Raw genomic sequence first — 12,187 nt, 5'->3', positions numbered from 1 at the left:
TGATCCACCGGAAATTAAATCAGCAACCGGCCACAGATGATTCCGGTGGCGATGGCTGCATTCAGCGATTCGGCGCCGCCCAGGCGTGGAATCGTGATCTGATGGGTAGCCGCTGCAATAGTGGCTTCCGTCAGTCCCCTGCCTTCATTGCCTATCAGAATAATGCCTTCTGTGAGTTTGGAGAAGCTGGTAATATCTTTACCATGGAGGGTTGCCGCGTAAGATGGTAATTCGGTCTGTGCCAGGTAAGCAGGTATATCCGTTTCGGATATACGAACACGGGCAATACTGCCCATAGTAGCTTGTATAGTCTTCGGATTGTAGACATCCACACAGTCAGGGGAACAAACGATATCCCTGATCCCGAACCAGTCGGCTATACGAATAATGGTCCCCATATTGCCCGGGTCCTGGAGGTTTTCCAGTGCCAGCGCTACCTGTCCCTTGCCTGGTAAGGACTCATTGGCAGGAGGCATGTCCAGCAAAGCCATGGCTTTATGTGGTGTTGTCAGCGCAGATAACTGTTTCAGCATATGATCATCCACTTCAACAACCTGCACCGCCACCTTATCAAGCAACGACGCATGCTGTGCCAGCCAATCGGCAGTTGCATAAACGGCCTTCACCGACATCCCCGCCTGTAACAGTTCTTGCACAATCTTGTCACCCTCTGCGATATACTGGCTGGATTTTTGACGGTTTTTTTTGTGCTGTAATGATTGAATATATTTAATTTGCGCTTTTGACAACATGGGCCCAAACCTACACGATTTCTTTTAACTAGCCAAGAACAGGCCGTGTAGTACTCATGTCAGCATTTCTTTAAAAAATTATTAATACTGTTTTCGCCCGTGATGCAGCCGCCGCAAAATTTAAGGACATCCCTGCTGAAATGCTTGTTGCTACTGGCTGTAATATTGACGTTGGGCGCCTGTTCCAATACTAAATACCTGCAAAGTAACCAGTCGCTGTACGTAAGCAATAAAGTTAATGTCAAGGGAGATATGCTCACCTCAGAGAAACAGGATATCAAAAGCGCAATATCCTCCAAATCCCTGATGGTAGAACAACCCAACTCCAAATTACTGGGTACCCGCATCAAAGTCTGGCTCTATAATCAGAAATACAACGAAAAAAAGTCTAACTGGCTTTGGAATATAGTACTGTCCAAACGTAACCTGGAAGAACCTTCCATCTACGATACCACCAAAACAAAAGAGGCACTGAGCCGAATGACCAGCTACCTCCGCAACCAGGGCTATTTCTACGCTTCTGTCACTGTTGATACGATTACCAAAAGCCATAAAACCAGCACCATATATAATGTCAATACCGGCCGCAACTTCGTGATAGACCATATCACCTACAACGTACCGGATTCCAACATTATGAAAGTGGTAAAGGCACATGAAAACCTTTCCCTCATCCAGAAAGGAAGCACTTTTAAGGCATCTACCTTCAGCAGTGAAAGGGAAAGACTCACCCGTATCATCAAAGATGCCGGCTACTACAAGTTTAACAGGGACGCCATAGAATTCAGTGTAGATACCCTGAATAAAGCACTCTTCAAAAACCCGTTAAACCCATTTGATGGTATCGTCAACATCTTCAATGAAAATAAAGGCCGCGAAAAGCCTACCATGAACGTGGAAGTCATTGTCAAAAACCCGGAAGACAGCCTGGATGGCACCGAATGGCAGAAATATTTTATCCGCCATATCTATGCCTACCCCGACTACCCGATAAACGGCAACCCGAACGACACCTCCTTCAAAGAAGATAACCGGAAGTATATCACCATCCGTCAGCACCAGGAAATGCTGAAGCCTAAAATCCTTTCTAAATCTATCCTGCTAAGGCCGGGAGAAGTATACTCCCTCCAGCAGTATAACAATACGATCAATAAACTATACGACCTCGGCCTGTGGCTGTTCGTAACACTGCAATACAAGGAATCCAAAGACACCACCAACAGCCTCGATGCCTACCTGTTCCTCAGCCCACGCAAAAAACAGGAATTCGGCCTCAACTTCGAGGTAAGTAACAGCTCCGACTACCTCCTGGGTAGTGGCGTGAGCCTGAACTACAGGCATATCAACCTGGGCAGGTCTGCTACCCAGTTCGGATTCAGTCTGAATACAGGTATTGAGCTGATCAAAGATCAAAACAATAAATGGGCCCTGCAGTCTAAGGAATTCGGTGGCGAAATAGGCTTCACCTGGCCACGCTTTGCGCTGCCTTTTAACATTCATCAGAACCCACGTTCCAATGTTAAAACCAGGCTGACACTGGGCGCCAACTACCTCTCCCGTATCAATAAATTCGACATCACCAGTATTAACCTCTCCTATGGTTACGACTGGAACTCCAGCGCCTACAGACGCTGGATCGTACGTCCGTTTACGTTAAACTATGTGGGGGTAAATCTCAATCCGGGGTTTAAAGACTCCATCGTAGACCCTAACCCTTACCTGAAGCGCAGCTTCGAACCCGCGCTCATCGGAGGAGAAAACTTCTCTTATATCTACAGCAATAACGATCTGTTGCACCAGCGCCACTATACCTATTTCCGTATCAACTTCGAAGAATCCGGTTTGTGGCTGAATGGTATCAATAGCCTGATCAGCGCCGCTACCAATCATAAATCCGACCTGGAATCCATCACCAAAGTGAGCATTTCCAACTTTGTCAAAGTAGAGGCAGATTACAGGCATTACTGGAAACTGGGCCAGCACAGCAGCCTCGCTACAAGAGCCTATGCCGGTATCGGTATCCCTTACAGCTATTCGCAGGTATTGCCCTACATCCGCCAGTTTACCGCCGGCGGCCCCAACAGCATCCGCGCATGGCGACTCCGTACCCTGGGCCCTGGCTCCTATAAAGACAGCTCCGCCACCGCACAGATCTTCCCGGACCAAACCGGTGATATGAAACTGGAAGGTAATGTGGAATATCGTTTCGATCTGCTGCGTATGTTCGGTGGTACCATCAACCTGAAAGGTGCCACCTTCCTGGATATGGGTAACATCTGGATGATCAAGCCCGACCCAACCCGCCCCGGCTCTGAATTCCGCTTCGATCAACTCTATCACGATATCGCCATGGGCACCGGTGCCGGTCTGCGACTGGATTTCTCTTTCTTCCTGATACGCCTCGACTGGGGAATTCCCCTGAAAGTACCTTACTTCACCGGTAATAAAAACGGCTGGTACCTCAGCCAGTGGGACCTCGGCAGCGGCAGCTGGCGAAGAAGTAACATCATCTGGAACATAGCTATAGGCTATCCTTTCTAATCTATATTTTTCGACAACCGCACAAAGGGCGGAACAAAAAACCCAATAGCGAAGCTATTGGGTTCAAAAAATATATAGACTTTATAAAACTATCCTTCTTTCTTCACACTATGCTGTGCAATAAATTCATTGATATCCACTGCATCTTCCAGCTTAAACTCCCCGATACGGGTACGGCATAAGCTGCTCATATAGCCACCAACACCCAATGCAGCGCCAAAATCGTTCGACAGTGAGCGGATATAGGTTCCGGTACTGCACACAACCCTGAAATGCACTACCGGCATTTCAATTTTAGTGATTTCAAATTCTTTGATCGTCACCTTTCTTGGCTCTACCACCACTTCTACCCCCTGACGTGCGAGCGTGTAAATAGGTACACCATTTTGTTTGATAGCAGAATGTATCGGCGGTAATTGCATAATCTCACCTGTAAACTGAGCAGTAGCAGCTTTGATGGCTTCTTCTGTCAGATGGCTGGTATCTTTGAAATTTTCAGGTTCAGACTCCAGATCATAGGTAGGCGTAGTAGAACCGAGGGTAAAAGTGCCCGTATATTCCTTTTCCTGAGCCTGGTATTCGTTAATTTTTTTAGTCATTTTACCTGTACAGCAAATCAGCAGCCCGGTTGCCAGAGGGTCAAGCGTGCCCGCATGCCCGGTTTTAGCTTTGGTGGTATTTCTGATCTTGCGTACAACATCGAAGGAAGTCCAGGTCAGTGGCTTATTTATCAGTACCACCGCCCCTTCCTGGAATTTGTTCTTTTCTTCTGTTTGCATTTTGCAAAGATAGCTTTAAGCATTCAGCTTTCAGCTTTGTCTTTTTTTACCTATTTTCACGGAATTTTCAAACTATGTCGTTACAACATCATAAAGACGCAAAATTACGTTACCAGCAACAGGTAGATAATTCCCGCGACTATGTGCTGCCCTTCATCCAGCAGGAGTTTCCAACTATGGAAGGCCTCCGCGTAATGGAAGTAGGTTGCGGCGAAGGCGGGGTATTAACTCCTTTTCTGGAAAAGGGCTGCCAGTGTGTAGGCGTAGATCTGATGCCAGGCAGAATTGCACTGGCAGAAAGCTATCTGGGCGACTACACCGCTACCGGTCAGTTAAAGCTGATCGCTAAAAACATTTATGATGTTGATTTTCTTGGAGAGTTTCAGAACTCATTCGATGTAATCATCCTCAAAGATGCCATTGAACACATACCGGATCAGGAGAAGATTATTGGTCATATGAAGCAGCTGCTCAGTCCCCGTGGCCAGATATACTTCGGTTTCCCACCCTGGTACATGCCTCATGGCGGTCATCAGCAGATCTGTGAAAATAAATTCCTGAGCATGGTCCCTTATGTACATCTGCTCCCAAGGCCGATCTACAAAGGTATTCTCAAAGCTTTCAAAGAAGATGAAAGCACGATCATTGACCTTATGGAAGTTAAAGACACCGGTATCTCTATAGAAAGATTCGAAAGAATTGTTAAAAATACCGGCTATAAGATCACACAACGCCGATTCTATCTCATCAACCCGATATATAAATATAAATTCGGCGTAAGCGCAAAACAACAATGGAAGCCAATCGCGGTCATTCCATACTTCAGGGATTTCCTTACCACCTGCGTTTACTACATGATAAAACCTAATTAATAAAAAGGCCTCTACTTGGTAGAGGCCTTTAATTTTTTTAGCTGTTCCAGATTTCCCAGGCCGCTTCTGCCTGCATAATCAGCATCTCATGCCCATTCTTGATAACAGCACCTTTATCTGCTCCCTTCTGCAAAAACAGCGTCACTGGCGGGTTATACACCAGGTCATACAGTAAATGCCTATCGGTAATATATTCGTAAGGTATCGGCGGACAAGCATCCACATTCGGGTACATACCCAGCGGGGTGGTGTTGATAATAACCGTATTGAGCGCCATTGCTGCCTCCCCGATAGCGGAATATGGCACCGCGTTTTCACCCGCCTGGCGGCTTACCAGTGTATAAGTGATATTCAGTTGCTTCAGCGCATACATTACCGCCTTGGCAGCACCACCGGTGCCAAGTACCAGCGCATGTGTATGATGTGGCTGCAGTAAAGGTTTCAACGAATTGGTAAACCCTATGACATCGGTATTGTAGCCTATCTTTTTACCATTTTCAAAACGGATACAGTTTACTGCCCCTATTTCCTTCACAGCGTCGCTAAGCTCGTCCAGGTAAGGCATTACTACTTCCTTGTAGGGAATGGTAACATTCAGGCCGGCAAAATCCGGGTGTTGTGTCAGTAAAGTTGGGAAGATGTTGATATCCGGAATAGAAAAATTATCGTAGAAGCAATTACTGATATTTTCTTTAGAGAATTTTTCCGCGAAATATCCTTTGGAGAAGGAGTGACTAAGTGGATAGCCAATAAGGCCGTAGATTTTCATACTGTAAAGACTTAACGGATGACGGAAAAACGTGCATAAACAGATAGGGATTTTGTTGTGCAACAAAATCCCTACTATGAAAATTAATTACATTCAATGATTATTCCTTGTCCAGGAACAGCTGGAAAGTATCACCGCGCAGTCCTACGCGCATAGCTTCCAGAGAAATTACTTCATAAGGTGCGAGGTTACCCAGGTTGGCGTTACAGCCTACCAGCTCCAGGAAGTACAGCTGCTGTGCTTTCTGAGGAGCTTCCCAAATGATTTTTTCCGCAGGGATCTGTGTCAGGATTTCCTGTACCAGACCTTCACGAACTTCTCCCGAACCACGGTAGATACCCACGTTTCCGCTTTCGCGTGCTTCCGCAATAACATAGGTAGCACCGGCAGAAAGTTCTGCACTCATTAATTCGATCCATTTGTAGGGAGGAATAATGTGCTCTGCATCTTTAGAACCTACTTCGCTGAATACAGTGGCTATTTTAGCCATTTTTTCAATGTAACCGCATTTCTCGGCATGAGGAATGATAATAGAGCCATCGGAAACTTCTACGTGCTTGATGCCATAGTCCTCACAAACCTTGATATAATCATCAAACTGGTTGCGGATCAGGAAAGCCTCAAATAAGGTACCACCAAAATATACAGGGATATTGGCTGCCTGATACAATTCGATTTTCTGACGGAGGTTAGGCGTAACGAAAGAGGTCCCAAATCCCAGCTTTACTATATCCACGTACGGCGACGAGGCAGACAAAAAATTACGAGCTTCTTCCAAACTTAACCCCTTATCCATGACCATGGTGAGTCCGTGTGTACGAGGTTGCTGAGTCCTTTCCGGGATTTGTGTCAGATTAAAATTCATTTGCAATATTTTTATCTTCTATATGGTCATTAAAACACTCAACTAATTCAGCCAGGCACTATTGGTAGGTTAGCGGGCAATTTTAGTAACCGGAAATTTTTCCCGGCTTTTAACCATGACAATTAAAAGCCGGCGCAAAAATAAGAAGTATACTTTATTTTAAAAGCAAATAACATTAGTTAACCTTTCCGGCGGTATTGGGCGATGAGGTCAACAACACTCACATGCTGTAAAATAGCCGGATCCAGTTCAACAAGTTTTTTCAGGGCCTTGGGGGCCTGCTGTAAGGCTGTTTCAAGGTGTAACAGGCCTTCTTTGGTTTTACCACTGGCTATCAGGATAGCGGCACGGTAGTATTGAAACACCGGTTTTCGACCGGCTTTTTCTTCTGCAGTAACGAGCTGAGCCAGCGCTTCCTCCAGGAATCCTCCTATATAAAGGCCCCTGATAAGCTCCGACCAGGTAGAAACACTCTTCGGACGGGTACGGACAGCATTCATAAAAAAGATCAATGCTTCCTTGTTCTTACCCAGTTCCAACAAGCAATCTCCCATGCTCATATTGTATTCCGCATTGGTTTTATTGATTTTCAATGCGTTCTGCAATGATTTAACGGCATTATTCCAGTTAGCCTCCATCATGTAGGCTACGGCTATCTTATAATACAATTTATCATCATTCGGACTCAGATGAGACGCTTTCCGGTAATAGTAGCGGGCCTGGGTATATTTACGCTGGCGCTCGTAACAATGTCCGATCGCCTCATAAATCACATCTTCCGGCTTCGCAATCTCCAGGTGACGCTGTAAAATATCAATGGCATCTGCATATTTTCTTAACCGGATATAGGCATCCCCCAGATTTCTGTACGCATAATCGAACTTCTCATCAATGGCCAGCGCATACTGATAGGCATCTATCGCCTTTTCATACAGCTTCAGCCCCTGATAGGCAGTTCCAAGGTTAAACCACGCCAGATGCGTGAAAGGGTGCTCCTCTATTATGTGCGTATGCAAACGGATACTTTCTTCGTTGCGGCCGGTAAACTCTGTCCAGAAACAGATCTTATGAAGAGCTTCCTCATTGGTAAGATCATATTCCAGCGCCATTTTCAGACAATCAAACACTTTCTCAAACTCTTCCCAGTCATCGTATACATCCGCCAGCTCCAACAGCAACTCAGTACGGTCCTCTCCGTCAAATTGTTTGATCTTCTCTTCCAGTAAATCCGCAGCCTTTTTATGCTGACTCAATGCCAGGTAAACGTCTGTCTGAAGTATGTAGAGATTGATATCGTTGGAGTCGAGAACAGCGGCTTTTTCCAGGAAATCAAGCGCTTCGTTGTACTTTTTGGTTTCTATCAGTAAGTTGGCCTTTTTCAACAATAAAGTGGCAGAATAAGGGAAACGTTCTATTGCTATTTCGGCGGCCTGAAGTGCAGTTGGCATCTCATCATGCTCGTCATAATAGTCTATGATCTGTTCAAATGAATCCTCATCTAGGAAGGAATGAGACTTACCAGCTCTGAGGTTTTCAAACTGCTGCAATAAATCTCTCAGATCATCAAAATCCTCGTTTAAAAATGAAAAGTCTTTACTCATTACTGTAAATATAGTCATTTTACGTATCCACCAATATGCAGCGATGTTAAACGTTTTTAAATTTTTTTAACATTTTATTAAGATTTTGTCTTATCTTGCGTTAAAGATTTGTTATATAATAAAGGAGAAAATCGTATCTTTGTAGTACAATGAAAACGAAAACTAACATATTACGCGTCTTTTCATTGTCTTGCTTGTTGGCAAGCGCTATTGCGCTGTTCGCTTCAGAAGCACAGGCTAATAACAGTTTATTTGCCAACGATAACAAAGACAAGGTGAAAAAGACAGACAACCGCTTTGTCCTGAACACAACCATGCCTAAAACAAATTTAGGCCTGGATGCGAGCTATCGTTATACCGGTGCATTCAGCTCTGATTTTAAGTTTACCAATACTAATAATAACATTCAAACTGTTAATATTCAGTCAGTAATGACCTTCACAAAAGGTAATGTTACCTACGTAGTACCTAATAATATTCAGGTGCAGCAACAACAGCCTGGTAACCTTAACTTCCAGCGCCTGCAGATTATTCTGCCACTTAAAAAAGGTTAATAACGTTTCTTCAGTACAATATAAAGGCCACCTCTGCGGAGATGGCCTTTTTTTATGTCTTGATCCGAACCTGTCTTCTCCGGGAAAATATCTCCCTTAACAATCTATTCCGGATATTTCTCTTCTAACAAAATCACATATTCTTCAACTCCTGCTGACTAACCTCCTTATACCCCGACTTAGGAATATCAAAGTACGAAGCCGGGATAGGAACCAGCTCCAGCTTAGTCGCTATAACGTTGATTTTACCCCCTGATTTCTGCCCGATCTCAAATTCCAGGGCCAACCCCTTCAGATTACTGAAACGCTGGTTATAGTACTTGTTTTCAGGCACCAGGTCCGGTGTATAATAAACGACATAGGAAGTACCGTCAGGCTGTGTGGCAATCGCCTTCTTACATGCATAACCCGCAATCTCCTTCGTTTCCCCCTGGTCCACGAACGTAGTGCCGGCATACTGCTTGATATCCTTTTCAAACTGCTCCTTGTTATTACGGATCAGGTACTTATTGCCATGCTGATTGATAAGCGTAGTAAGCGTTTCATCACGGGCATTCAGAATATAGGTGTAGTTGACAATATTGAAGTTAATGTCAATTCTGCTCATATGCCCCCGCATATACTGCGTTAATTTACTATCCTGCAACATGGCGTCTGTTTGCGCCATCTCCGGCGGCAACTCCATCTTATAGGTGATTTTGGCATCGGATATAGAACGCTGGGCAATCGCCACAGTATTGATCCACAGGCATAAAAATGTTAAAATAAACCGGTGTGACATAGTTTAGTCAGTTTATGCTACGGCAACCCTATCGGCTACCAGGTTAGCTTCTCTTTATTAAGGAAGGCTGAAATCCCTCTTTTACAGTCTTCATGGCCACGCGTAACAGCATTTTGTATAGCCGCGTTTTCCAGACTTTCATGTAGTGGTAAGTCCAACACTGTGCCAATCAATTTCTTGGTTACTTTAAGCGAATTCGCCGATGCTTCCCGGCACAATCCTGATGCTACTTTTGCTACATGCTCACTGATTTCCCCGGCAGGAACAACCGCTGTAATCAATCCCAAAGATTCAGCTTTTGCCGCAGATATCAATCTGCCGGTTAATAAAATTTCCCTTGCCCGGCCTTCTCCTATCTTCCTTACCAGGAAAACGGCTACCAGCGCAGGTATAAAACCAATCTTTACTTCCGTATAACCCAGCTGCGCTTCCGGCACCACATAACTCAGATCACAAACAGTTACCAGTCCGCAACCTCCTGCTATAGCATGCCCCTCTACCTGCGCAATCACAATCTTATCAAGTTCGTAAATTTCCCTAAATAATGACATCAGTTGCCTGGAATCTTCCAGATTTTCGTCATAGGTATTTTTCTGCAGCTGCTGCAGATAATCCAGGTCCGCACCGGCACAAAAAGCCTCCCCCTTCCCTTTCAGTACAATCACCTTTACCTGCGCGTCAGCAGCGGCCTCCCGGAAGGCCGCATGCAATTCCGCCACCAGCCAGCCATTGAGCGCATTACGCTTCTCCGGACGGTTCAGGGTAATGGTGGCAACCCGCTCAGCCACTTCATAAATAAGAAACGAATAAGCCATGCGTCAGTATTTAAAGATTAACCTCCTGAAATAAAAAAAGGTGTAAGGAGCTTTCACTCTCATTACACCTTTCTTTTATATAATTTTCAGTGAGAGATATAGCAATGTAAGAAAAATATGAATATCCCTACACCCACTGCAACTACTATACGATCATTATCTGGTAATCTCCTCGATCACCTGGCCCACGTTACCACTAGGCATCTGGATATGCAACAGCGCCGCCAGTGTTGGCGTAATATCGGTCATACCTACAGTGCGGTTCGACTTACCGGCATGAATACCCCAGCCCATCCATACCAGCGGGATATGCGCGTCGTAAGGATACCATAAACCGTGAGTAGTGCCGGTTTTACCGCCATCGATATAACCTGGTGTCAGGATGACCTGAATATCGCCGCTACGCTTGGCATTCAGGCCGTTGGTGAACATATTTTTCATCACTACAGGCAATACCACATCATTCAGCTTTTTCAGCGGGAAGGCATTGGCTATCGCCGGAGATTTTAATAACTGGGAGATGATAAATTCGGAGATCTCCTTTTTGTTTTTACCGGTATTGGCAATACCATCATGGTCGAGCCAGAACTGATAGTTATCCACCGCACGGATAGCACCTTTTACGGCAAATTTCGCATTCACCTGCTCGTTGAGGGCATCCATGGCTGCTTTATCATTCCAGGTACCTCCAGGGAGCTTGTTTTCTTCCATAAAGCCCGGAACATGCGCCACACCATGGTCTGCTGTTATAAAGAACAGATAATTGCCTTTACCCACTTTCGCATCCAGGTAAGTGAAGAAGGTAGATAAGTCCTGGTCAAGGCGCAGGTAGGTATCTTCAATTTCAACGGAATTAGGTCCGAACTGGTGCCCTACATAATCTGTGGAAGACAGGCTGATAGCCAGAAAATCTGTCACGGCACCTTTACCCATTTCGTTCGCTTCAATGGCTTTTTTGGCGAATTCCAGGGTCATGGTGTTGCCGTAAGGAGTAGCAGCAACAGAACCATTGGCGATAGCGCTCAGGTCGTGCGGGAAAGACGTATTGGAAGCATTTTTATATTTTCCTTCATAAGACTTTTCATCAGCAGTACTCAGCACATAGGAAGATATCGGGTACAGCGTGTTCCATGGCTTCGCCAGGTATTGCTGCGGCAATTTTTCATTGTTGAATTCCTGCACCCAGCCAGGCAGCTGGTTCATATAATAGGTGCTGGTAATCCAGTTACCACTGCTGCCGTCGTACCAGTAAGCGGCATTGGCACTGTGTCCTGCCGGTAAAATGGCGCCACGGTCTTTGATCGCAATACCTATTACCTTGCTCTGGAAATTGTTGGACAAACGCAGTTCATCACCGATGGTAGTCACCAGCATGTTGCGCGGACTCATTTTTCCGGCGCTGGAGCTGCTGCCCACGGTAGTAACGGTAGTATCTTCTGCGCAGTAAACACTGCGGCCTAATTCAGGACTAAACCAGCTGTTGCCGATAATACCATGGATAGCAGGCACTGAACCGGTGTAAATACAGGTATGTCCGCAGGCGGTGATGGTCGGGGTATAATTAATTAGCGTATTTTCGCAGGAGAAACCCTCATTAAGCAGTCTTTTAAAACCGCCGGCGCTGTATCTGCTACCATATCTGTACAGATAATCCCAGCGCATCTGATCTACCACCACGCCCACCACCAATTTGGGTTTTCCGGCTGTTTTAATATTTTTTACAGGGAGATGATTAAATGGTTTTGGAGAAGTAGCCTTCTGGGCCCACACTGTGGAAGATGCCAGCAATAGCAGGCACGACAGTTTGTAAAATCGTTTCATCAAATTTAAATATTGTTTTATATAACTAAAATCCTGA

At 45.2% G+C, this 12,187-nt stretch carries 11 protein-coding genes; 3 read left to right on the top strand and 8 right to left on the bottom strand.

What is annotated here, in order from left to right; genetic code table 11:
• Positions 1–14: 14 nt before the first annotated feature.
• Positions 15–656 (bottom strand): RNA methyltransferase, encoded by a 642-nt coding sequence (locus F3J22_RS26575; protein WP_167021021.1) that lies wholly within the window; start codon positions 654–656, stop codon positions 15–17.
• A gap of 198 nt (positions 657–854) precedes the next feature.
• Between F3J22_RS26575 and F3J22_RS26570 the strand changes: the two genes are divergently transcribed.
• Positions 855–3,293, top strand: a complete 2,439-nt coding sequence (locus F3J22_RS26570; RefSeq protein ID WP_167021020.1) for a BamA/TamA family outer membrane protein — start codon at positions 855–857, stop codon at positions 3,291–3,293.
• An 89-nt stretch (positions 3,294–3,382) separates the two neighbouring features.
• On the opposite strand, the gene truB is transcribed toward F3J22_RS26570, so the two are convergent.
• Positions 3,383–4,072: a tRNA pseudouridine(55) synthase TruB gene (truB, locus tag F3J22_RS26565; protein ID WP_167021019.1), complete on the bottom strand. Its 690-nt coding sequence runs from the start codon at positions 4,070–4,072 to the stop codon at positions 3,383–3,385.
• 74 nt (positions 4,073–4,146) lie between these two features.
• On the opposite strand from truB, the gene F3J22_RS26560 reads away from it, so the two are divergent.
• Positions 4,147–4,944: a bifunctional 2-polyprenyl-6-hydroxyphenol methylase/3-demethylubiquinol 3-O-methyltransferase UbiG gene (locus tag F3J22_RS26560; RefSeq protein WP_167021018.1), complete on the top strand. Its 798-nt coding sequence runs from the start codon at positions 4,147–4,149 to the stop codon at positions 4,942–4,944.
• Positions 4,945–4,981: 37 nt separating this feature from the next.
• On the opposite strand, the gene F3J22_RS26555 is transcribed toward F3J22_RS26560, so the two are convergent.
• The 3 genes from F3J22_RS26555 to F3J22_RS26545 form a co-directional block, all read right to left on the bottom strand.
• Complete coding sequence (locus F3J22_RS26555; RefSeq protein WP_167021017.1) at positions 4,982–5,713, bottom strand: shikimate dehydrogenase; 732 nt, start codon at positions 5,711–5,713, stop codon at positions 4,982–4,984.
• 100 nt (positions 5,714–5,813) lie between these two features.
• Positions 5,814–6,578, bottom strand: a complete 765-nt coding sequence (locus F3J22_RS26550) for a phosphosulfolactate synthase (protein ID WP_167021016.1) — start codon at positions 6,576–6,578, stop codon at positions 5,814–5,816.
• A gap of 179 nt (positions 6,579–6,757) precedes the next feature.
• Positions 6,758–8,179, bottom strand: coding sequence for a tetratricopeptide repeat protein (locus tag F3J22_RS26545; RefSeq protein WP_167021015.1), 1,422 nt, complete (start codon positions 8,177–8,179; stop codon positions 6,758–6,760).
• A 149-nt stretch (positions 8,180–8,328) separates the two neighbouring features.
• On the opposite strand from F3J22_RS26545, the gene F3J22_RS26540 reads away from it, so the two are divergent.
• The gene (locus F3J22_RS26540; RefSeq protein ID WP_167021014.1) at positions 8,329–8,733 is read left to right on the top strand and encodes a hypothetical protein; all 405 of its coding nucleotides are present in this window, start codon (positions 8,329–8,331) and stop codon (positions 8,731–8,733) included.
• A 133-nt stretch (positions 8,734–8,866) separates the two neighbouring features.
• Here F3J22_RS26540 and F3J22_RS26535 read toward each other — a convergent pair whose 3' ends face one another.
• From F3J22_RS26535 to pafA, 3 genes are all read right to left on the bottom strand, one after another.
• Positions 8,867–9,514: a hypothetical protein gene (locus tag F3J22_RS26535; protein WP_167021013.1), complete on the bottom strand. Its 648-nt coding sequence runs from the start codon at positions 9,512–9,514 to the stop codon at positions 8,867–8,869.
• Positions 9,515–9,549: 35 nt separating this feature from the next.
• Positions 9,550–10,329, bottom strand: a complete 780-nt coding sequence (locus F3J22_RS26530) for an enoyl-CoA hydratase/isomerase family protein (protein WP_167021012.1) — start codon at positions 10,327–10,329, stop codon at positions 9,550–9,552.
• Positions 10,330–10,485: 156 nt separating this feature from the next.
• Complete coding sequence (gene pafA / locus F3J22_RS26525) at positions 10,486–12,150, bottom strand: alkaline phosphatase PafA (RefSeq protein ID WP_167021011.1); 1,665 nt, start codon at positions 12,148–12,150, stop codon at positions 10,486–10,488.
• Between the last annotated feature and the right edge of the window lie 37 nt (positions 12,151–12,187).

The sequence above is a fragment of the Chitinophaga sp. Cy-1792 genome (genome assembly GCF_011752935.1).
In the GTDB taxonomy this organism is placed as follows: domain Bacteria; phylum Bacteroidota; class Bacteroidia; order Chitinophagales; family Chitinophagaceae; genus Chitinophaga.
This window is presented reverse-complemented; position numbering and strand designations above follow the sequence as displayed.